General features: G+C 38.0%; 26 protein-coding genes and 1 pseudogene. 4 read left to right on the plus strand and 23 right to left on the minus strand.

What is annotated here, in order from left to right; genetic code table 11:
- Window positions 1–71: 71 nt before the first annotated feature.
- Together TR08_RS28760 and TR08_RS33755 are read right to left on the minus strand one after the other, a co-directional pair.
- A complete protein-coding gene (locus tag TR08_RS28760) occupies window positions 72–1,538 on the minus strand; it encodes an NAD(P)/FAD-dependent oxidoreductase (protein ID WP_045524113.1) in 1,467 nt (488 codons plus the stop codon).
- A 181-nt stretch (window positions 1,539–1,719) separates the two neighbouring features.
- Complete coding sequence (locus TR08_RS33755; RefSeq protein WP_081954694.1) at window positions 1,720–1,881, minus strand: YjcZ family sporulation protein; 162 nt, start codon at window positions 1,879–1,881, stop codon at window positions 1,720–1,722.
- A 119-nt stretch (window positions 1,882–2,000) separates the two neighbouring features.
- Between TR08_RS33755 and TR08_RS28765 the strand changes: the two genes are divergently transcribed.
- Window positions 2,001–2,591, plus strand: a complete 591-nt coding sequence (locus tag TR08_RS28765) for a DUF502 domain-containing protein (protein WP_045524115.1) — start codon at window positions 2,001–2,003, stop codon at window positions 2,589–2,591.
- Window positions 2,592–2,616: 25 nt separating this feature from the next.
- Here the strand turns inward: TR08_RS28765 and msrB are convergent, their stop codons facing one another.
- The 3 genes from msrB to rsgA form a co-directional block, all read right to left on the minus strand.
- On the minus strand, window positions 2,617–3,051 hold the full coding sequence (gene msrB, locus TR08_RS28770) for a peptide-methionine (R)-S-oxide reductase MsrB (RefSeq protein WP_045524117.1): 435 nt from the start codon (window positions 3,049–3,051) through the stop codon (window positions 2,617–2,619).
- Window positions 3,048–3,584 carry a peptide-methionine (S)-S-oxide reductase MsrA gene (msrA, locus tag TR08_RS28775; protein WP_045524119.1) on the minus strand — a complete coding sequence of 179 codons (537 nt, stop codon included), beginning with the start codon at window positions 3,582–3,584 and terminating at the stop codon, window positions 3,048–3,050. The genes msrB and msrA overlap by 4 nt, the downstream gene beginning before the upstream one ends.
- A 203-nt stretch (window positions 3,585–3,787) precedes the next feature.
- Entirely contained in the window at window positions 3,788–4,858 is a 1,071-nt protein-coding gene (gene rsgA, locus TR08_RS28780) for a ribosome small subunit-dependent GTPase A (RefSeq protein WP_045524121.1), read from the minus strand.
- A gap of 306 nt (window positions 4,859–5,164) precedes the next feature.
- Between rsgA and TR08_RS28785 the strand changes: the two genes are divergently transcribed.
- Window positions 5,165–5,911: a DUF4397 domain-containing protein gene (locus TR08_RS28785; protein ID WP_045524123.1), complete on the plus strand. Its 747-nt coding sequence runs from the start codon at window positions 5,165–5,167 to the stop codon at window positions 5,909–5,911.
- 37 nt (window positions 5,912–5,948) lie between these two features.
- Here the strand turns inward: TR08_RS28785 and TR08_RS28790 are convergent, their stop codons facing one another.
- The 5 genes from TR08_RS28790 to TR08_RS28810 all read right to left on the minus strand — a co-directional run bounded on the left by TR08_RS28790 (window position 5,949) and on the right by TR08_RS28810 (window position 9,984).
- The gene (locus TR08_RS28790) at window positions 5,949–6,527 is read right to left on the minus strand and encodes a YpmS family protein (RefSeq protein WP_045524125.1); all 579 of its coding nucleotides are present in this window, start codon (window positions 6,525–6,527) and stop codon (window positions 5,949–5,951) included.
- Between the two features lie 6 nt (window positions 6,528–6,533).
- The gene (locus tag TR08_RS28795; RefSeq protein WP_045524127.1) at window positions 6,534–7,358 is read right to left on the minus strand and encodes an SGNH/GDSL hydrolase family protein; all 825 of its coding nucleotides are present in this window, start codon (window positions 7,356–7,358) and stop codon (window positions 6,534–6,536) included.
- 108 nt (window positions 7,359–7,466) lie between these two features.
- The gene (lptM, locus tag TR08_RS28800; RefSeq protein ID WP_045524128.1) at window positions 7,467–8,045 is read right to left on the minus strand and encodes an LPS translocon maturation chaperone LptM; all 579 of its coding nucleotides are present in this window, start codon (window positions 8,043–8,045) and stop codon (window positions 7,467–7,469) included.
- 75 nt (window positions 8,046–8,120) lie between these two features.
- Complete coding sequence (locus TR08_RS28805; RefSeq protein WP_238579275.1) at window positions 8,121–8,414, minus strand: Ger(x)C family spore germination C-terminal domain-containing protein; 294 nt, start codon at window positions 8,412–8,414, stop codon at window positions 8,121–8,123.
- On the minus strand, window positions 8,359–9,984 hold the full coding sequence (locus TR08_RS28810) for an ATP-binding protein (RefSeq protein WP_045524132.1): 1,626 nt from the start codon (window positions 9,982–9,984) through the stop codon (window positions 8,359–8,361). Before TR08_RS28810 ends, TR08_RS28805 begins: the two co-directional genes overlap by 56 nt.
- Window positions 9,985–10,206: 222 nt before the next feature.
- On the opposite strand from TR08_RS28810, the gene TR08_RS28815 reads away from it, so the two are divergent.
- Complete coding sequence (locus tag TR08_RS28815) at window positions 10,207–11,094, plus strand: MBL fold metallo-hydrolase (RefSeq protein WP_045524315.1); 888 nt, start codon at window positions 10,207–10,209, stop codon at window positions 11,092–11,094.
- Between the two features lie 29 nt (window positions 11,095–11,123).
- Here TR08_RS28815 and TR08_RS28820 read toward each other — a convergent pair whose 3' ends face one another.
- The 5 genes and pseudogenes from TR08_RS28820 to TR08_RS28835 form a co-directional block, all read right to left on the minus strand.
- Window positions 11,124–11,966, minus strand: a complete 843-nt coding sequence (locus TR08_RS28820) for a DegV family protein (RefSeq protein ID WP_045524133.1) — start codon at window positions 11,964–11,966, stop codon at window positions 11,124–11,126.
- A gap of 461 nt (window positions 11,967–12,427) precedes the next feature.
- Window positions 12,428–12,679, minus strand: a complete 252-nt coding sequence (locus TR08_RS28825; protein WP_045524135.1) for a DUF2535 family protein — start codon at window positions 12,677–12,679, stop codon at window positions 12,428–12,430.
- Window positions 12,680–12,884: 205 nt separating this feature from the next.
- A pseudogene (locus tag TR08_RS31640) lies at window positions 12,885–13,097 on the minus strand (hydrogenase formation protein HypD); the annotation flags it as partial.
- Window positions 13,098–13,192: 95 nt separating this feature from the next.
- Complete coding sequence (tatC, locus tag TR08_RS28830; protein ID WP_045524137.1) at window positions 13,193–13,936, minus strand: twin-arginine translocase subunit TatC; 744 nt, start codon at window positions 13,934–13,936, stop codon at window positions 13,193–13,195.
- A 120-nt stretch (window positions 13,937–14,056) separates the two neighbouring features.
- The gene (locus tag TR08_RS28835) at window positions 14,057–14,251 is read right to left on the minus strand and encodes a twin-arginine translocase TatA/TatE family subunit (RefSeq protein ID WP_045524138.1); all 195 of its coding nucleotides are present in this window, start codon (window positions 14,249–14,251) and stop codon (window positions 14,057–14,059) included.
- A 309-nt stretch (window positions 14,252–14,560) separates the two neighbouring features.
- On the opposite strand from TR08_RS28835, the gene TR08_RS28840 reads away from it, so the two are divergent.
- Window positions 14,561–14,800, plus strand: a complete 240-nt coding sequence (locus TR08_RS28840; RefSeq protein WP_045524140.1) for a hypothetical protein — start codon at window positions 14,561–14,563, stop codon at window positions 14,798–14,800.
- Between the two features lie 38 nt (window positions 14,801–14,838).
- On the opposite strand, the gene TR08_RS28845 is transcribed toward TR08_RS28840, so the two are convergent.
- The 8 genes from TR08_RS28845 to TR08_RS28880 form a co-directional block, all read right to left on the minus strand.
- Window positions 14,839–15,564 carry a lysophospholipid acyltransferase family protein gene (locus tag TR08_RS28845; RefSeq protein ID WP_045524142.1) on the minus strand — a complete coding sequence of 242 codons (726 nt, stop codon included), beginning with the start codon at window positions 15,562–15,564 and terminating at the stop codon, window positions 14,839–14,841.
- A 100-nt stretch (window positions 15,565–15,664) separates the two neighbouring features.
- Entirely contained in the window at window positions 15,665–16,165 is a 501-nt protein-coding gene (locus TR08_RS28850) for a dihydrofolate reductase (protein ID WP_045524143.1), read from the minus strand.
- A complete protein-coding gene (locus TR08_RS28855) occupies window positions 16,162–16,956 on the minus strand; it encodes a thymidylate synthase (protein ID WP_045524145.1) in 795 nt (264 codons plus the stop codon). The genes TR08_RS28850 and TR08_RS28855 overlap by 4 nt, the downstream gene beginning before the upstream one ends.
- 39 nt (window positions 16,957–16,995) lie before the next feature.
- The gene (locus tag TR08_RS28860; RefSeq protein ID WP_045524150.1) at window positions 16,996–17,700 is read right to left on the minus strand and encodes an anthrax toxin lethal factor-related metalloendopeptidase; all 705 of its coding nucleotides are present in this window, start codon (window positions 17,698–17,700) and stop codon (window positions 16,996–16,998) included.
- A 272-nt stretch (window positions 17,701–17,972) separates the two neighbouring features.
- Entirely contained in the window at window positions 17,973–18,551 is a 579-nt protein-coding gene (locus TR08_RS28865; RefSeq protein ID WP_045524152.1) for a TerD family protein, read from the minus strand.
- A 65-nt stretch (window positions 18,552–18,616) separates the two neighbouring features.
- On the minus strand, window positions 18,617–19,243 hold the full coding sequence (locus TR08_RS28870) for a TerD family protein (protein WP_045524154.1): 627 nt from the start codon (window positions 19,241–19,243) through the stop codon (window positions 18,617–18,619).
- Window positions 19,244–19,287: 44 nt separating this feature from the next.
- Complete coding sequence (locus TR08_RS28875) at window positions 19,288–20,352, minus strand: toxic anion resistance protein (RefSeq protein ID WP_238579276.1); 1,065 nt, start codon at window positions 20,350–20,352, stop codon at window positions 19,288–19,290.
- A 36-nt stretch (window positions 20,353–20,388) separates the two neighbouring features.
- Window positions 20,389–22,026 carry a YceG family protein gene (locus tag TR08_RS28880; protein ID WP_052427661.1) on the minus strand — a complete coding sequence of 546 codons (1,638 nt, stop codon included), beginning with the start codon at window positions 22,024–22,026 and terminating at the stop codon, window positions 20,389–20,391.
- Between the last annotated feature and the right edge of the window lie 148 nt (window positions 22,027–22,174).

Consider the following 22,174-nt stretch of genomic DNA (forward strand, 5'->3'; position numbering starts at 1 on the left):
ATCGCAGATATATCCGATTTATCGCAGATATCTACTATTATCCAAAAACAAACCCGCTAAATTTAGCGGGTTTAGGCCATTACTACTTCTTTTTTTCGTTCGGTTGTTACTTTTTTGATGATATCTCTCGCAATCCAGACACCGCAAGCACTTGCTTGAGCAAGACCGCGGGTAATTCCTGCGCCATCACCGCCGACATACAAACCGCTGATTTCTGATTCAAAACGGTCATTGAGTTTCGGTCTAGCAGAATAGAATTTTGCTTCCACTCCGTAGAACAATGTGTGTTCTGAAGCTAATCCTGGCGTAATTTGATTCAATGCTTCGGTCATTTCAATTAAACTCTTAAGAGTATTATATGGAAGAACAAGGCCAAGGTCTCCTGGAACCGCCTCTTTAAGCGTTGGCTCGATGAATCCCTCTTTAATTCTACGTTCTGTTGAACGACGTCCTTTTAAAATATCTCCATACTTTTGCACGATTAAGCCCCCATTTGAAAGAGAGTTTGCAAGACGTGATACTTCGTGCGCATATTCGTTCGGCTTATCAAATGGCTCTGAAAATGTATGAGATACAAGCAAGGCGAAGTTTGTATTCGGGCTGCCAAGCTTCGGATCCTTGTAGGCATGCCCATTGGCAAGCATGATACCTGAGTGGTTTTCAACGACAACATGTCCTGAAGGATTGCTGCAAAACGTACGCACTCGTGTTCCAACTGATGTATTGAAGACAAATTTTCCTTCATACAAATTCTCATTGATTTCCTGCATAACAATGTCGGATGTCTCTACACGAACACCGATATCTACTTGATTACTAGTCATCTTCAGGCGACGTGACTTTAAGATGTCAGTTAGCCATTTCGATCCATCTCTACCTGGGGTAATGACAACCTTTTCAGCAAAAATATCCTTATCACCTTTTAGCTTGATACCCTTAACGACATAACCATCAGGTGTCTTTTCAGTAATTAAATCCTGGACTTCAGTTTTAAAAGCCAATTCAACTTTATCATTTAAGTATTCAAAGATACTTTTCATTATTTCTAAGTTTTGCTCTGTTCCAAGGTGACGAACCTGAGCACGTAACAATTTTAAGCCAGCTGCAAAGCCGCGGCGCTCGATATCCTTAACTTTATCTGTTAGCGGATCGGTAATACTATCTGTTGCACCATGCTTTAAATTAATTTCATCTACATATTTAATCAAATCGACAACTTGGGAATCTGAAAGATAATCCGTCATCCAACCGCCAAATTCACTCGTGATATTAAACTTTCCATCAGAATATGCCCCTGCACCGCCAAAGCCGCTAGTAATAGAACAAGCTGGCAAACATCCTGCATATTCTTTCTTCCCTGCTGCTGGAGGACATTTCTCAATTTTATTTTCTAAAATTGGACAATTTCTCCGATAAATATCATGCCCCTTATCCACTAACAGCACCTTTGCGTTCGGCATTTTTAGTGTAAGTTCATAACAGGTAAAAATCCCCGCTGGGCCTGCACCCACTACTATAACATCATATCTATTTTCCATTGTCCAAAACCTCCAAGACGTATGTATTTACTTAACCCTTGGTAAATATATCAGAGATTAATCTGTCCGTCAACAATAAAAACGAACTATCGATAAAACAAATACAACATCGTTCGTGTTTTGCTCGTTTTTTGAAAATAACAAAAAAGACTCAGTGCTTTTTCGCCTGAGTCTTTTGGGTTTAGCACCAGCTAGCACCGATGATGATTAATAAAATAAACAACACCACGATTAATACAAAAGTTCCACAACCATAACCGATGCCACCTACTCCTGGATAGCCGATACCACCTACTCCTGGATAGCCGTAACCACAGCATTCTTGCCCATAACCATAATGCATACCAATTCACTCCTTAAGGTTTTGTCTGTTAACACTCTTACTTTATGTAATAGGTACTTGACCTGTCTGTGCATTCGCCTATATTATGAGAATCAACGATAAAATTGTAGGTGATAAAATTGAAAACTCTCTTGAAGAGCTTTGTTAACGGTATTTTGACTATTGTTCCCATTATTCTCGTAATCTTTGTTATTTACAAAACGTTTCTGTTTCTCGACGGACTGCTCGGAAATACATTAAGACCTTATCTACAAGAAGATTACATTCCTGGCATCGGATTGCTCACAACAATTGTATTAATTACTCTGTTAGGCTGGTTATCTACAAAATTTGTTACTGGCAGCATTATCAGACTGATTGATAAGTGGCTGGAAAAAATTCCTGTTGTAAAAACGATTTACTCCGTCATTAAAGATACTGTTCAATCCTTTTTGGGTGAGAAAAAGTCTTTTTCGAAAGTGGCGCTTGTTGTCATTCCCGGAACAGAAATGAGGAGTATGGGATTTATTACATCTGAACAGCTGGAGGATTTTTATAGTCCTCTTAAAGACCATGTTGCTGTTTATGTGCCTCAAACCTTTCAGGTAGCCGGATTTACCTTTTTAATTCCAAAGGAGCAAGTAGAGATTATTGATGTTAAGCCTGAGGAAGCAATGAAATTTATTCTCTCCGGTGGTATGACCACAACATCAAAAGCAATTGAAAAATAATAAAAAGCCGCGAATTCGCGGCTTTTTAATTCTCGTCAAATAGTTTCTTATAAGCTCCGTATCCTTGCTCCTCCAATTCCTCTTTCGGAATAAATCGTAAGGCTGCAGAATTAATACAGTAGCGCAGGCCCGTCGGATCTGGACCATCATTGAAGACATGACCCAAATGGGAATCTCCAGTTTTACTTCTTACTTCTGTCCGAACCATAAAATGACTGTAATCTTCTTTTTCGATTACTTCTTCCTCAACAATGGGCTTGGTGAAACTCGGCCAGCCACAGCCCGCGTCAAACTTATCAAGAGAGCTGAACAACGCCTTACCAGAGACGATATCCACATAAATTCCGTCCCTTGTTTCATTCCAATATTCGTTGCGGAAAGGAGGCTCTGTTCCGTTATTTTGTGTTACTTCATATTGCATCGGTGATAATTCTTTCTTTAATTGATCTTTATTTTTCATTTTTCTCCCCCCCAATGTGCATTAATAAATCCGGCTCTCCCTGAACCAACATGATATCGTTCATAGTGTGCTTTATTTTTCTTATAGTAATGCTGATGGTATTCTTCGGCTGGATAGAACGTTTTTGCTGGTAAAATTGGCGTTACAACCGGTTTGGTGAAGCGTCCGCTATCTTGGAGCGCCTGTTTTGATTGTTCAGCAAGCTCTTTCTGTGTTTCATTATGGTAAAAAATCGCTGTTTGATAGGATTGACCGCGATCGTAAAATTGACCACCGGGATCGGTTGGATCGATTTGTTGCCAAAATAGTTCGAGCAGTCTTTCATATGGAAAAATTTCTGGGTTAAAGGTAATTTGAACTGCCTCATAATGACCGGTTGATTCCGAACAAACCTGCTGGTATGTAGGATTCTCGACGTGACCACCAGAATATCCAGAAATGACACTAATAATGCCCGGCTGCTCATCAAATGGCTTTACCATGCACCAAAAACAGCCACCCGCAAACGTAGCTAATTGTTTACTTTCTTCCATGATACCCACCCCTTTGGAATATATTTGCTTTGACTATGAGTATACCGAATCTTAATTAAGAAATACAATTTGCTGACCAAAACAGTGAAAATACATATATCAGCGTTCAATTCTTTTTTATCAGCGTTAATTCGAATATATCCGCGTTGCGACTCCAACCCACAATAAAGCCGAACCTCGTCTCCGGGTTCGGCTGCAAATTTCTACTTAATTTTCTTTTTTTGTCGTGTTTGTTTGGTGATGTTTTTCCATTTTTTCTGTTCTTCGGTTTGGGCGCGTTTGTCAGCTTTTCTTTCGATATAAGCTAGTTCTTTTTGCAGCTTGTTGTAGCTGGTTAGGCGTCCTGCATCCAATGTACCTTTTTCAATAGCCTCCAAAACGGCACAACCTGGTTCATCCTTATGCTTACAGTCTCGGAATCTGCACATCTCTCCCAATTCATCGATATCAGAGAACGTTTCGGTTAAACCATCTGCACTTTCCCAAAGCTGTATTTCCCGCATTCCTGGGGTGTCTATCAACACACTGCCATTTGGAAGCTGAATCATTTCACGATGTGTAGTGGTATGGCGTCCTTTGTCATCACCTTCGCGAATCTCCTTAACCACTTGTTTTTCCACACCCAATAACAAATTCGTTAATGTGGACTTCCCTACTCCCGATGAACCCAATAAGACGATGGTTTTTCCAGGCTGTAAGTAAGGGGCAAGCTTTTCAATCCCACTCTTCATTTCTGCACTAATCGCTATCACCGGTACTCCACCAAAAGCGATGGCTTCAACTTCAGCCAGCTTCTCATCAATATTTTCACATAGGTCTGCTTTACTTAAAACAATAACAGGATTGGCACCACTTTCCCACGTCAGCAGCAAATAGCGTTCAATTCTTCTTAAATTTAGCTCATCATTCAATGAGTTTACAAGAAAAACAGTATCAACGTTCGCGGCAACAATTTGCTCCTCAGCCGTCCTGCCTGCTGATTTTCTTGAGAATTTGCTGAACCGAGGCATGATAGAGTAAATGGTCCCTTTTCCTTCATCCACCCGCGGCGTCAGCATGACCCAATCCCCAACCGCAGGATAATCCTCACGACTTAACGCTTCAAAGTTAAACTTACCTGATACCTCGCAAAGTAAATCTCCATGCTCCGTCCATACACGATACATATGCTTATGTTCCAAAGCCACCCGGCCAATAATCATCTCATCATTATGTTTTAAAGCTTGAAAATTGTTATTTATCTTTGCAGTTAATCCAATTGTTTTTAAATTCATCCATATTCCTCCAAAAATTGTAAAATAAAAAACCACAGGCATACACAGCCCATGGTTTTATTCACAAAGGAATAATGGGTAAAGATTCCCCTAAAAGGTGAATCCACGGGCTGTGCAAAGGATAATAAAATTAACGGCAATTAACGTATTTTCATTTAACATTACACTTCACCCGCCTTCCGACTTATTTGTATTAAGTATATGTTAATATCATCCATTTGTAAACAAAAAATCCAAATATAGACACCCACCTAAACATGCTTGAATAAATTAATTAGTAAAGAACTAGAGAAAGGAGCGAATGGTATGTCTGGTAATAGAAATCATTCTGATTATCTTCAAAGAGCCGCAATGTATGATTTATTGGCCCACAATTTTAAATACTCTAATCCAAACCTACACATGCATTACTATCTGAAACATTTAAAATATATGAATAAAGCGATGGTTTTGCGTAACACCCAACAAAGTCAGGCCGATGGAAGGGTCCGGTTCCTTCATGCCTCACCTGATGCCCCCGACGTTGACATTTATATAAACGGCGAGATGAAAGTGAAACGCCTCCCATTCAGAGTGGCAAGCAATTATTTAGCGTTAAAGCCAGGAAAGTATCATATTGATATTTACCCAACAGGTAATTCGGTGGATAGTTTACTCAATAAAAGGATTACCGTTGAACCCGGAAAAGCATATACACTAGCGATAATCGACTCTGTAAAAAAAATGCGCCTGATTCCTTACCTCAATCAACCGGAAGTACCACCAAATGAATCTAAAATACGTTTTCTGCATCTATCACCGGATACAGGAGCCTTGGATATTGCAGTTAAAAACCGAGATGTTGTCTTTCCGAATATTTCCTACAAGCAGGCAACCGACTATTTAGGAATCATGCCGATGACAGTGGATTTAGAGGTCAGAGAGGCTGGAACGAAAAATGTCGTCCTATCAATGCCAAAAGCACAATTTCGTCCAAATGAAGCCTATACCATAGTATTGATAGGTCTTTCGAAAGAAGAGCCTGCATTACAAGCAATGATTATGAAGGATTAGGCAAAAAAATAAGGTGGCTCACATTTTGTGAGTCACCTTATTCAACGGATACGAGTATCGTAAATGCAATATCATCCTTTATTAAATCAAACCTATTCACTTTTATTTTAACATCACTTTTTAGCTTTAATTGCTGCATGTTTACGTGAACAATTTTATCATTGGGTTGAATCTCTACCCCTTTTGGCAGCTTATAATTTTCTTTGATGAATTTAAGGACATAAGAAACGGGCAGAGGCAGGCTTCCAACCGAGATTGACTTTTGCTTTAGAACCAAATCACCATTATCTAATGCCTTTGGTACGAAGGTAAGCTTTAAATCTACTTCTTGACTAAAAAATGGCAAGGTCCCATACAATTCCACTTCATCCTGCAGCTGTACACTATATTCTATCGGTGAATCTGCCGCTTCCTTTTTTATATACTGGTTTATTAAAACATTGAGATCAGCCTTATTTGAGATAACTTCAAAAGAAACATTCTTGTTGTTTGGTACAGTTTGTTGAATCTTTCCTTCTTCATCAGCAGGTATCATAATTAAAGATAAAAGAATGATAACAATGATTACAATTAACCCTAATAAAAGAAAGAATCCCGTTTTCCATTTATTTTTCATAGAAAGCTAATTCTCCTCTTTGCTGACCATATACGCCTTTTTAACGAGATCAGGTAATGTACGTTGTTCTAAAGTTTCATTTAAACGCTCTGCAATCAACTCATAACCCTTATCATTTGGATGAAAGTTATCGGTATGCAAGAGACTTTCTGTTGGATTCTTAAACAAATCTTCGATTCCTACAAAATAAGCATTCGAATAATTAGCTACAACATTTTGGCTGGCAACGTTCCAATCCGCAACGATCTGGTCAAGTTCCTTAATATCAGTAAACCATTGTGAAAAAGGATTGTATACTCCAACCAAAACAATATAGGCATCAGGATTTACTCGAATAATTGTATTCATGATTTGGTATAAATTATTAATATATACTTCTCTTTCCTTATCAAAAACGGATAGCTGTAGATTTGAGATATTATCCTTTACTACCTTCATAATGTCATTGCCGCCAATAGTCAAAATCACCAAATCAGATGTAGAAAGTGTATCTTGTATCTCATCTGTTTGAAGCCTTTTTAATAATTGCGGGGTGCGATTACCTTTTACACCGAAGTTATAGAAATCAACTTCCTTAATACCCTTTTCTTCCTCGAGCAAAGTTCTTAAGTAAGGCAGGTATCCTCCAGTTTTTGTCCTATCTCCTACACCTTCTGTTAAAGAATCACCAGCGGAAATAATTCTTATCTCCTTTGGGACAAAATCGGCAGGAATCTCTTCATAAACAACAGCCGAAGCGGTCCGTTCTTTATGCAATTCCAAGCGATCGGATGGACTGCAAGAACTTAAGAAAAATGTCGAAAGAATAAGAAAGGTGAAAACTTTTTTCATTTGATTCACCACCCTCTTACTAATGATATTATAACAGAACAAAAATAATTCAAAACAAGCTAGTACTATATCCTATTCATTACCAAAAAAATAGACCTGGGAAAAGGTCTATTGCAATGCTTTTATATCATTGAGCATTTCATCATATGGCACTTCTTGATACCCATCGTAAATTTTTTTAACCTTGCTATCTGGTCCAACTAAGAAAAAGTATGTCTGATGAATAACTTGATCACCCTCTTGCGGCTTTTTCACCAAAGTCTTAAATGTTTCTCTTGCATAGGTTTCAATAAACTCTTGTGAATAGCCTGTTAAAAATGTCCAGTTATCTAAATTCAGCCCATAGTTTTTTGAATAAGCTGTTAGTATTTCGGGTGTGTCAACAGTTGGATCGACACTAAACGAAACAAACTCAACATTTTTCAACTCTTCCTCATCCACCATTTTTTGCAGCTTGGTCATGTTAGCCGTCATCGGCGGACAAACATCTGCGCAATTAGTGAAAATAAAGTCTGCCAGCCAAATCTTCCCATCTAAATTCTTCTTTTCAAAAGGTTTATTCTCTTCTGTCACAGCAGAAAAATCATTTACTGGATAATCCAGCGGATTCTCAATCCCCTTTTGTCCACAAGCAGATAGTAGCAATGCCACAATAACAAATAATAGTAAGTATAAACGTTTCTTCATTTAAATCCCCCGTAACCTTTTTCTTTTCGTGATTAGTTTAACAAAGATTTGCAAAAGAGAAAAGGAAACAGTTTGTTAATCAATTACCCCGGTTTTTACTATTATATTATTTACATGTACTTCAAATTTTGCCTCCTTATACAACTCTCTCCCTTCCTTTTTAGATAGTGGTTTTTTGCGAATTCCCACAGGGTCAACCTGTTTTTTTTTGGAAAATTCAAGCATCTGTTTTATTTGCTTTTCCATTTCTTTGTTTATTTCTTTTTCAATAAACTTGATGTTCTTCGTTGTGGTTAAATCACCATCCTGTTTCTTACTCGTCCCATAAAGGGATAAAAACCCTAAAAGTTGTTCCCTTGTCCTTTTCACTGATAACGTCAATTTGACCCTTCATTTTATCAACAATTTGGTAGCAAACCATTAGACCCATTCCCGTCCCTTTTTCCTTCAAGGAATAAAAAGCCGTCCCTAATCGTGATAATTCCTCTGGGGACATACCGATACCAGTATCCGTCACTTCAAAAACACCATAGCCATCCTGTTTATAGATTTTAAGACTAAGGGTTCCTCCATTTCTCATAGCTTCAATGCCATTCTTGACAATATTAATTAACACCTGCTTCATTTCGTTGTTATTCCCTTTTAATACGATCCCACTTTCTAAATCACTCTTAAGGGTAATATTTTGCTTCATCAGAGCAAAGGTGTTCATTAAGTCCATGACTTTGTTAGCTAATTCAGCACCATCCACCTTTTCTAGGTGGTCAAGGTCCGGTTTTGCTAGGGAGAGATAATCATTTATGATCAATTCTGCACGGTTTAACTCATCAATCATTAATCGGAGGTACATGATTTCCTCTGAACTTAAGTGATCTTTTGATAGGAAAATCTGCAAAAAACCTCTTACCACTGTCATTGGATTACGGATTTCATGGGCAACTGATGCTGCGAGCTGACCAATCGCATTCATCTTTTCCGCACGTTGCAGTTCTTTCTGGATTTTGGTTTTGGCTATGATATTATCCATCTCTCCAATTGCCTCTTCTATTCTATGCAAACTGCTGGGGCTTGTTGGAACAGAGCCAAACTGCTTACTCGTGTCTGATAGCCGCTTAAACAGAATCGATAATTTTTCAGTCATATGATTAAATTTATCGCTTAATTCCTCCATATCAGGCTGATCCGTAATCTGTAACTTCACATTAAAATTACCCGCGCTGACGGCATTAATCCCTGAAATAATTTCTTGCACAGGCTCCAAGGATTTCTTAAGACCCCATCTTAAAGTAAAATAAACAATAATGCTTACGATAATAAAGGAGAAAATTAAATAAAAGGCAATTTCTTCTTGATAGGAATCAATAATTGTCGCATCGACATCGACAGCAAACAATGCAATGACTTCGCCTTTATTATTGATAATCGGTTGAAAAGCGGTAATCCACTCCCCTACCTCGTCCTGATAGACTTTCGTGCTAGTCAATTTATTCTCTTTTACAGAGGTATTAAAGGCCGTTAGAAACTCATTTCCAGGATTGTATTTGTAAAAATTCTCAACCCCAAAGGCTTTATAATTTTTTGAAATGGCTGTAAAGGTTAATTGATTACCATCACTCTTATTCCTATCTATAATGTAACCACCTAAATACTTCGAATTTTTGTCATTTAACATCGACACCTGATTACTGAGCTTTCTTACATATTGATTTTCCTTACCCCGTGAATCAATCGCTAATTGCACATCAAAAGAATTAATTGTTGTACTCCAAAGTGAAGCTAGCCCTTTGGCACGATCCGTTATCTGACTTTCCAACTGCTTGGTTTGATAAATAAACGTGAAACCTGCTGTTGAAATAACAATCATTAACGTGATAAAAAAGGAAAATAATAATAGCTTTCGGTAAAGTGGCAAATCCTTAACTTGCTTTTCTTTTGACATATGGATAGTCCCTTCAAGTTGCTTCATACATAAGAAAATTCTACAAAATAAGAGTAATTCCTTTAAAAAATGAAATAATTCACATTATATCTAAAATTAAAGTCGAATTTTTGTTTAAAGGCAAGAAGTTTTATTGAAAAGAGAAGATATGGTATCATGAATGAGTATTCATTCAGTAAAACAGAAAATTATGAAAAAATGTATAACGTAGAGGTGGGGAATATGAGACGAATTGGTCCGATTATGATCATTGAAGGAGCTAACAATAGTAAAGTTCCCTTTTCAAGAAGCTTGTATATTATTAGTAAAGATAAGGTACTCATCGATACGGGAGCGGATCCAGCTGAACTGCGGGAATTAGATGATCAATATGGAGTTGAATTAGTAGTCAATACCCATTACCATCCCGATCATACCTTACATAACCATTTGTTTCGCAATGCAGAAAAATGGATAAATCCACTTGAATTTGAAACCATCCAGTCCATTGAAGGAATGGCGAAAGAAAACGGAGTATATCAGGAATGGGGACCCGAAGGTGTAGAAGCATTACGAAAGCACTTCCCAAAGAAATGGGTGCAAAACCTCGGAGAAATTTCCGGAACATATCAATATGAAGAAGAATACAACTTTAGCGGTGTAAAGGTGAACTTTCTACATACACCCGGTCACACAAAAGGATATACCAGTCCCTACTTTCCGGAATTAGGCGTCGTCTATGTTGGTGATTTTGATATGACCTCTTTTGGACCATGGTACTTTGGCACCGATGGGGATATTGACGAGTTTATCGAATCGAGTAAATTTCTGCTAGAGGTGGAAGCTTCAACTTATATCACCGGTCATCAAAAAGGAGTTTTCAAGAAACTGGAATTTATAGAAGCTATGGGCAAATTTTTAGCAATCATCGAACAACGAGACCAAACAATCGATAAGTATGTTCGTCAGGGGATGAACTTCGAAGAACTCACAAATATCGGGATCTTCTACCCGAAAAAAATGCTCGACGTACTAATTCTCAAAACGTGGGAACGAAGTGGGATTCGCAAGCACTTACAGCGTCTAGGATATAGTGTTCAGGCATCTGAAATTCAGTTGGTCAATAAATAAGGATGGTGCCTGTGCACCATCCCATTCTCTTAATCAGTATAGTACATTAACGCAATAGCACCTGGTCCGGTATGTGTGCTAATGGTCGGACCTGTATAGTCAACAGAGGTATCCTGATATCCGGTTAATTCAATGATGGATTCTTTAACTTTTGACGCTAATCCGTGGGCCTCAGCATGAGCAATGCCAACCCCTTTAACCGTTTTCCCTTTAATATCTTCTGCAAATTGTTTAGCCATCCATTTAACTACTTGTGAATGACTGCGCACCTTTGCTACTGGATTGTATTCGGCACCTTCTAATGAGGCAATTGGCTTGATATTAAGTAAGGAACCAATGAACGCCTTCCCTTTCCCAATCCTTCCGCCTTTCACCATATTCTCTAATGTATCTATCATAATATATAGCTTCGAGTTTTGACGGACAGAATCGAGGCGGTTGAGGATTTCCTCTAGACTTTTACCCTGCTTCGCCATTTCAGCAGCTTCTCGAACCTGGAACTGGAGAGCAATCGATATAAACTCGGAGTCGATCACCGTTACCTTCGTCTTCGTCATTTGTGCTGCACTTTCAGCAGAGCGAACCGTTCCGCTCATTTTACCTGTCATATGTATAGAAATAACTTCATAGCCTTCTTCCCCAAGTCGATCATACACTTCAAGGAAGGTTCCAGCGGAAGGCTGCGAACTTTTCGGTAAATCCTCTAAGCTCTTCATCGTTTCCATAAATTCAGCAGGTTGAATTTCCACCCGATCTAAATAGGTTTCACCATTTATCGTAACAGACAATGGCACGACCACAACACCTAGCTTTTCAGCCTGTTCTATTGTCATATCCATGGTGGAATCCGTTACAATCTTAATCTTGCTCATTTACTCACATCCCTAGGATTTCTCCATTGTATTATACCTGTTCCCTTTTATATAAGATATAAATTCCCCTATTTTCATAAAATAAATGTGAAAATAAACAAAAAGCGGAAGCGCCTTGATCAGGGAAAAATACAGTTCAATTTTTCCTAGGGGCGACAGGCATAAGACGAGACGGCGAGAAGGTTGTTTCTTTAACCTTCTTGATGGATTGTCAGAAATGTGGAGGCGACTGCCCTGGTACGAAGGCATAAGACGAACCCTGCAAGAAGGCACTCTTTGCCCTCTTCAGGGGGTGGCTTATGACTCGAGTCCCAAGGAGCCGCAACTAGACAAGCTTATGACCCCGAGCCCCTAGGCGCTGCAGCTGGATTCAGAAAACTTTTCTAAGTAATTTTTAAATATTTATGATTAAATCTCTTCAAAAAATAAAAGAACACCGGGTATCCGATGTTCGAAAGGTATTAAGCGTTATTCTTTAATTCTTCTACTTTAAACAGTGCTTCATAATCAGGCCATTTCATAACCTTTTTCAAATACTCTTTAAACGAATAGCATTTTTTCGGTATCTTTTCCTGATAAATCGACGTAATAAACGCCTGTAAACGGACTTGGATCATAAATTTATAAGTGCTACCTTCCTCCAATACAGGAATATCCATGACTTTAACCTTCTGTCCAACAACATTTTTGAACTCTAGGCTTTTGAATAACAAAATATCAATCCTCTTTTTCACCCGTTTGATTATATTATACACCTAAGAGCACTCGAAATGTGTCTAAATCTGCTTGGTTTAAAAAATATTTATGAACATTTTTTTGAAAATTATTATTTCGGGGAACAAAAAACAGGCAAATCGCGGATTAAGCGGTGGCACAATTCACCACCATCACCATGTGCTAAACTGATAAATTTCTCCATCAGAAACTCTCCCTCATGTATTGATAGTAGGCTGCACAGCTTCCTTCTGCAGAAACCATACATGGTCCGATTTGATTCATTGGATGGCAGGCTTTACCGAACAGTGGACATTCAGTTGACGGTATTAACCCGCGGATGACCTCGCCACAGCGGCATTTTGTTTTTCTCGGCTCACCGACCTCAACATTGAATCGTTTCTTCGCATTGTATTTTTATGATTTTTTCATTGTTTAACTTGAAAATAGTGTTAAATAGGCATAAAAAAGCCTCCAGAGAATTTTCTCTGAAGGCCTTTTATCAATCATTATTATGCTTCTGCAAACTCATCTTCCTCTTCCTGTATCTTTTTCATTCGTTTCTTATAAACAAACTTCGATAAGTTTATAGAGATTTCATATAGCAGTAGCAATGGTAAAGTCACTACAAAATCCGACATAAAATCTGGAGGAGTAATTACGATTGCAATCAAGATTAACACGAAGTATGCATACTTACGGATTTTCGCTAACACGAATGGATTAATAATTCCTAATGAAGTTAAGAACATAACGACCGCTGGCAGCTCGAATAATACTCCAAACGGAAGGGTCATATTCAAAATAAAGCGGAAATATCGATCAGCTGTAAAATTCGTTGCAAACATCTCGGCACCCATTTTGACTAAAAACTCTAGTACCATAGGGAAAATGATAAAGTAACCAAAAGCAAGTCCAACAATAAATAAAATAAACAATGCTGGAATATACGATAAAGTAATTTTTCTCTCGAGAGGTTTAAGAGCCGGCTTCACAAACATCCATAATTGGCTTGCCAACACCGGGATGGTGCCTGTAATCGCGATAACTGTCGCAATCATGAAATAAACCCAAATAATATCACTAGGTCCAAGTACAATCAATTTAACATCGAGATCTCGAACTAACCAACTGTAGATATCGGTCACATAAATGAATCCGACAATAAAAAAAACAACAAACGCAACTGCGGCAATAATAATCCGTTTCCGCAATTCATCTAAATGATCAACTAATTGTAATTCTTTATCTTCCATGTATTTCCCCTGCCAATTTCAATGGTTGAAAATGTTTTTTAACAGAAAACATGTTTACCAACAATTTTATAGTTTAAAAGACGAATGAAGAAAAAAAGGTGCAAGAAAGAATCTTACACCTTATTTAGTCAATTTTTGCTTTTCTTCATCGATGTCCTTCATCACGTCATCCGTTAATTCACGAGTTGACTTCTTGAATTCCTTCAATGTTTGTCCGAAGGCGCGTCCAATTTCAGGCAGCTTCTTAGGTCCAAAGATGATGAGGGCTAGAGTTAAAATAAGGATTAATCCTGGAATTCCAATATTTGAGAACATTGATTTACATCCCCTTTAGTTAATTATCTTACTACTACGATTATAGTATTGATATACCGTTTTGAGTAAAATATGCGAAAAAATTCATATTAATTTCACATTATCAAAGAAATATTACCTAGATGTGATTTTTTGCATTTATTTCTCCACTATTTACTCTTAACAATTTACCAAGAACAACCCCTGAAGTCAATGTAAATTCCAACTTTAAATTGTATAAATATTTTGACAATTAGTCGAATAACATTTATAATTTCATCAACAGAAACATATACTATTGGAAACTTATATGGAATGGATGTGATGAAGATGGAATTTTCACTCAGTAGTTTTGATGGAGCCCTGCCAGTAGAAGTAACCATCGATGAAGAGAACGGTAGGTATATGATTCGCAAAAGTGACAGAAGTGGGGAATACTTTAATAGCCCTAACGAGTTAATTCAATGGGTGAAAGCACATTTCCATGAGGAAGACTTCTGCCATCCAGATGAATTCAGAGGAATGCTTGATAAATTAGCAGATTATGAATTAAATGGTTCCTATTTTTAAAAAGAAAGAAGCATCGTGAGTCGATGCTTCTTTCTTTATTATGCAATATTCCAGGATTCCCGGATAGCAATTATCAATTGACGAACATCTTCCGCTATCTCTTTATATTCTTTAAGGCAATAAACTTTAGGATCGATATGGTGACCAATAGTTACCTTGATATGTGCTGGTTTTATTAAACGTCTATTTTTTTCAAAAACATCAGCGGTACCTTTAATGGCGATGGGAACAATTGGCACCCCAGCATCCTTTGCGAGACGAATGCCTCCAACTTTAAAAGGTTGGACAGGTCCTCCTTTGCTTCTCGTTCCCTCTGGAAAGATAACAAGTGAATGACCTTCTTTCAGTAATTTTACAGCTTCTTGCATACTGTTGAGTGCTTGCTGACGGTTTTTACGATCAATAAGTACACAATTAATGGCGTCCAGCCATGAAGAAATGATGGGCACTTTTTTTACTTCTATTTTTGATACAAAGCCGAATGGTTTATCAATTATCCCTAAAAGCACAGGTATATCAAAATCACTTTCATGATTCGCAATGAAAACAATGGGTCCATCTGGGATCAAATCCAATCCCTCAACACTTACCTTAGAACCTGTCAACTTCATAAACATCTTCGAAAATCGTTTTGGGTATTCATGAGCTATTTTATCTCGTTCCTTGACTGGTAAATGTCTCAACTTCTTTATTCTTGCTAGCTGCGGCATGCTGTAAATTAAAAAACCGCTCATGTACAAAAAGCATGTGATCAGCCTAAACATAAATGCCCCCTTTTTTCGTTCTAAAATAGTATAAAGCAGAAAAGGAAAATTGGTTTAGGTTAATTGTGATTATTTTTAAAACATACAAAAGACAGCCAATTTAATGGCTGCCTTTTGTCATACGATCATAAATTCTAAATTCATACTTATAAGGGTTTTTCTCATCCTTTATCCCTTTTTCACTGGAGACAAGCTCCCATTCACTTTCATTGAACTCCGGAAAATAGGTATCTCCCTCAAACTCTTTGTGAATATGTGTTATGTAGAGACGGTCTGCGTAAGCAAATGTTTCTTTGAAAATTTCAGCACCGCCAATGACGAAGATTTCATCATCTTGGTTTTTGCAATAATCTACAAATTCCTCCATTGAGTAGAAAATTGTCACATCATTGCTCCTATAATCTATTTGACGAGTGATTACGATATTTTCTCTTCCTGGAAGAACCCGTCCGATCGATTCGTGTGTTTTCCTGCCCATCGCAATCGGGTGGCCCATTGTCACTCGTTTGAAAAACTTTAAATCCTCCGGTAAGTGCCAAGGCAATTGATTGTCTTTGCCAATGACTCTGTTTTCATCCATAGCCACTATAAAGGAAATCATACAGAGACAGCTCCTTTAATATGTGGGTGTGGATCATAACCTTCTAAAGCGAAATCTTCGAAAGCAAAAGAAAAAATATCCTTAACGCTTGGATTAATCCTCATTTTTGGTAATGAGCGAAGATCTCGATCCATTTGCATTTTTACTTGTTCTATATGGTTTTGATAAATATGAACATCACCAAACGAGTGAATAAATTCGCCAGGCTCCAGGTCACATACCTGCGCAATCATCATTGTCAATAATGCGTATGAGGCGATATTGAATGGTACGCCAAGAAATACATCTGCTGAACGTTGATACAACTGACAGGATAATTTCCCATCGACTACGTAAAATTGGAACAAGCAATGACACGGTGCCAACGCCATTTTATCAATCTCCGCCACATTCCAGGCATTTACTATCAGTCTTCTTGAGTTAGGACTGGTCTTGATTTGATGAATTAACTCACTGATTTGGTCTACCGTCGTTCCATCTGCACCCGTCCATGAACGCCATTGATGTCCATATACTGGTCCTAGTTCGCCGTTTTCATCGGCCCATTCATTCCAAATTCGCACACCGTTTTCCTGTAAATAACGGACATTGGTATCACCATTTAAAAACCATAGTAATTCATAAATAATCGATTTTAAATGTAGTTTTTTAGTCGTTAGTAATGGAAAGCCTTCTTCCAAATTAAATCTCATTTGATAGCCAAAAGTACTGATCGTCCCTGTTCCGGTACGGTCTCCTTTTTCATGACCATTTTTCAAAACATGCTCGCATAGCTCTAAATATTGCTTCAAAAACCGACACTCCCTTGTCTTAACTCATATCTATTAAGTTTAGTGAAGTTGGGTGAAAAATTCAAAGGTTTTTGGTACCTTTTTTCTTAAAATTTCTTTTGTCTCATTATTTAAGTAATACATTGCAAAGGTTTCAGCAAAATATTCCTCTGCGTGCAGGATAAAGTAGGAATTTCCAGGAAACAAAATTCCTCTCTCTTCTTCCCAGATTAGTTGAAATTCTTTATTGTTGCTTACGTTCTGAAAAACTAGTTTATCGACCGAATGTGCCATTTCGTGTAGTTCTAAGTTTACAGATCCATGACCTTTTCCTTTTTCACTGTGCCCTATTTTCACCAAAACCACCTTTGAGCCGCCTATCCCAGGGACATCATCCCATGTTGTTTGTGAATGGTACCCACGCGGTATTTGCCCGGCTAAGTAACGAGCTGTTTGGTTATCGGTTAATTTTCCAGTAAACAGTTTAAGGGATATATCCCTTTTGTTTATTTTATCTAAAAGAGGGTCAGGTAACTTTGCCATTCTATTAATAATCGCGGCTGCTTCTTTCTCATCAAAAAGGCTTTTTGGTAATATAATCATTTGGTTTAGTTGCTTGAGGGAGGGTTCGTTGATTATAAATTGATAGAGTTCAGAGTTTCTTGGATAATCACCAAGTGTAATGCTGTCAAATGAGGCTTTAGAGGTGGTGATCATCGACAAAAATAATCCAGCCACGATGGAGGAAACAACCCATTTACGCATATTATGATCCTCCTAGTAAAAAAAGTTCTTTACTAGAATTATAACATGGTAGATTATGCAGAAGGATTGGTAAGTAATAGGTATAAGTGGGGTTATTCTCCAATTGTCTTGATGCTTCAATGATACTAACACAGGCATAGCTGAAATATTCAGTTTAACGCTGATATATTTTATTGAAGAACGAAAGATACCTATTTTAATCGAAAAAACTCTACAAAACATCCAATAGATGCAAAGAAAAGCTGCCAATACCGGCAGCTTTTCGTAAAAATCTATACTTCTAATCCATAATTACGGCAAAGTGCGGCTAATCCGCCTGAAAATCCGCTTCCTATGGCGTTGAATTTCCATTCGCCGTTGTGACGATACAGTTCACAGATAACGACGGCAGTTTCTACCGAAAAGTCCTCTCCAAGGTCAAATCGAAGGATTTCTCGGTTAGTTTCTTCATCAAACAACCTTGCAAAGGCATTCGATACCTGTCCAAAGTTTTGGTTCCGAGCGTCTGCATCGTGAATTGTGACAGCAATCGCAATCCGATGGACGTGCGGAGGAACCAGGCTGAAATCAATCCTTATTTGTTCGTCATCTCCGTCACCTTCACCCGTACGGTTATCTCCAGTATGTTCTACTCCACCAGAGGCGTGAACTAAATTATTATAAAAAATAAAGTCTAAGTCCTGGGTAACCCGTCCATTTGCGTCTGTTAAAAACGCGGATGCGTCAAGATCGAAGTCATGTCCACCAGAATAGCGGTTTGTGTCCCAGCCAAGACCAATAACACCCCTAATTAGTCCTGGATTCGTTTTCGTTAAATCAATCCTTTGTCCCTTAGATAAATTGATGCCCAACTATCTCACCTCTTTAGAACTTGATATAGGAATGAACAAGCAGGACTTGTTCCTAAGATGTTAGATTAAGAATAAGAACGTACTACTTCACTTAAGCTTGCAGCGTTTGTACCAGTACCTACAGCTGCGAACTTCCATTCTGTGTTGTTACGATAAATTTCCCCAACCACTAACGATGTTTTGCCACTATAATCATCAGATAAGTTATAACGAATCATCTCTTGACCATTAGATGGGTTTACTACACGAATAAATGCATTACGGATCATGCCAAAATGCTGCTTTCTTTTTACACAATCATAAATATTAACAACAAATACAAGCTTTTGAACGCTTGCTGGAACACGGCTTAGTTCTACCATTACTTGTTCGTCGTCACCGTCTCCATCACCTGTTAAATTGTCTCCGGAGTGTTGAACACTGCCATCTTTACTCTTCAAGTTACCAAAGTAAATAACGTCATTGTTGTTCTGAATTTTATCGTTAGCACCAAGTAAAATAACAGATGCATCACAGTCAACATTTGCACCGCCGCCTGCTCCTCCGCCGCCAAACAATCCGCCGAAGAGACCTCCGCCTCCGCTTTTACCGCTTTGAACTGGGTCCCAGCCCAAACCTACCATGATTTTAGATAATCCTGGATTACCTTTTGTTAAATCTACTCTTTGACCTTTTTGTAAACTAATAGCCAAATCATTCACCTCATTAATAAAATTTTGTTTTATATAACAATAAATTAGTATTGTTGTTTCAATTTTTTAAAGTTATCTTGCAGCTGTTCTAGACGTTTTGTTCCTTCAACACGCAAGCGTTTATTTTCTTCTTCAATGGCTCTTGTTTCTTGCATACCTTTAATGATAATGTTCCATGATTCTTCAATGGTCTCAATTTTAATGCTTGGACCGCCTGCAAGCCTTGCAATATCTGTGCTTTGCTTAGAAATGTTTTGCGCATTCTTCAGGAGCATTTCATTGGTCCGGCGGTCAAGCTCACTCATCGAATCAGCAACTAGCTTCTGTCTTTTTGCAGCAACCGCTTGAATTAGACCATTCTTAAAGATTGGAATAGTGGTTACGAAAGCGGAATTAATTTTTCCAATCAGCTTCGTATTTCCTCGCTGCAGCAAGCGGATTTGCGGTGCCGTCTGCAAGGATACCATTTTCGCCATTTCAAGGTCGTAAATTCGCTGCTCTAAAGCCTCAATCGCATTTTTTAGTGTATCTAAATGCATAGAAGCAATCTGATCACCTGCGGCAACACGGGCTTCTAGTTGTGGCAATTGATTGTTTTTAAGCTCTTCTACCTTAAGTTCACCGGCAACGACATATTTTTCAAGTGTCATATAGTACTGGTAGTTTTGCTCATACATTTGCTCCAGCATTTTGGTTGAATCAACCATTTCATGCTGATACTTGGAAATCTCTACGTATACCTTATCAATTTCAGAGCCCATTGATTGGTATTTGCCGAAGACCTTTTCAATCATCTTTTCGCCCTTTTTAAAGAGCTTTCCGAAAAATCCAGTTGAGGTTTTTTGGAAGTCCTTTGGATCGAACTTATCCATAATTTTGGTAAGCTGCTTTAGAAGCTCGCCGGAATCTTCGACTTTCGTGGTGCGCATATTACCTAAGATTTGATCAGAGAAACGAGATATTTGAACCGCCGGTTCTTTCCCAAACTCTAAGATTTTAATTTGGTCCCTTTCATCAATGGACCTTGCCAGATTTTGAACTTCTGTTTCCTTTCGAAGGGCAAGTTTAATGTCTGAAATCTTTGCTTCATTAAGTGTATCTTCAGTTATTAAGTTAGCAGTTTGATTTTGTGGTAGATTCACTCTTTAATCTCCCCTTAAATTTTTAATGATTCCTTGGAAGAATTTTTTCTTCAACTTAAAAGGTTCTTTATACTCTAATTCAAAAACAACATCCTCAAGCCAATGAGTATCATATAAACTATCATGTACGAAATTTTCAATATCATTATGGCCTGGCGGATTATATACGATAATATCAATTCCAAATTGGTTTAAAAGCAGGATAAGGGCAGCATCCGATCTTGATAGCAAACCGCGGCACTCATTGTTATAAATGATTAACTTCGGCACATGCTGAGAGTAATCAAATTTCTCCATTAATTGGATGATTTCTTTTGGTGTAAACATTGCCTGACTAAATAAGTAGATGCTTACCTCTTCCATGGTTTCCCCTGGTAATGACTTTAAACCCGGCTTTTCACAAATTCTTCGAATCGCATAGGCTATTCCCTTTTGTAATCCAGTTGGTAAAAATGAATACGGCCAATAATGAGACTGCATCATCACTTCAGGATTCAATAATCCGTCTCTTCCAAGTGCATTTCGGTAATGAAAGCGAAAATCGTTAGAGCTTGACCATGTAAACGGTAGTTGGCGAATCAACAATCTATGTTCAAATTCTGCAAGGTTTTGGATTCGATCCCAATACTCTTTTCGATTTTTACTAACCCCCTGTATTTTCGCAAACAGGGAAGGAATTTTCACCTGTCCGTTCTCAACCTCAAAGCCTGGTCGAACCATTGCAATCTCTTTTCCAAGAATAAACAATTCATCGTAGGTTGTTTTTAAGGTAATCGAAGACGGCGTATAATCCCTTAACTGCCATGGTTTATACAAACCAGAACCTTCCTGGTTAAGAATCGTTTCAATTTGCCTTGACGCGCGGTAGGCAACAGTGGTTTGGCGATTCCTTCTCTCTTTCGGAAATGGTTCAGCCTGCTGTTTGTTTGGAAATTGGTGTGTAAAGATTTCCTCGTCTGAAAATCCTGCTAACACATCCTTGCCCTCAGGATGAAAAATAACTAAATCACAGCCAAGCTTCATTAAATAATATACAAAATAAGACTGACTACTTTTCATATCTCCATACCATAAGAATTTTGGCAATTCCTTTTGCAGGTCAACACTCTCTAATAAAGGATTTAAATGGTTCATCGACCACTTAATCACGTCGACTAGAACCCTTCTTAGTTCATGATTTTTTAATCCGTCCTTTTCACGCTGGGTAAAAAGTTCGAGCGTACTGATCATGGCTTCCCTTATTTTTCGATGAATGGCTGGAATTTTTGATTTATACAGTAGCTGCTCACCATCAAGAAAAGCGGTGAACCGATTGATCGAAAGCTTTTGTTCTTGACTGATATTTAACACCTTTTGAATCGATTGGAAGTGCTGATTATTAATATTTTTATTTAGTGACTCCTCACTTAATAAATGTAAGCAAGGTTCAGGTGATGAGACATAATCAAAGAGTTGATTGTAATACTCATCACTGTCAATCGGTATGCCAAGGAATTTCCCCAGTACTTGCCCAATCTGAATACTTCCCTTGTCTATAGAAAATTCTGGCCGTTCTGACAGGGGCGTTTTCAGCATATCAAGCCAATTTTCACATGAAAGGGATACAGGTCGGACATTCATTTGGTTGTATGGTAAATTCATTCATAATCCCTTCCCTCAAAAAAGCGAAAGATTTTTGGTTCGTTTTAGTCAAATTATGTAAGGGTATTCTTTACCATCATATCACAGTTAAATAATTGGTTCATTGTTTATACGAAAGTAATCGTAAAATGTTTCATCCTGAAGGCAA

Source organism: Neobacillus niacini, from assembly GCF_000759675.1.
GTDB lineage: Bacteria > Bacillota > Bacilli > Bacillales > Cytobacillaceae > Neobacillus > Neobacillus niacini_A.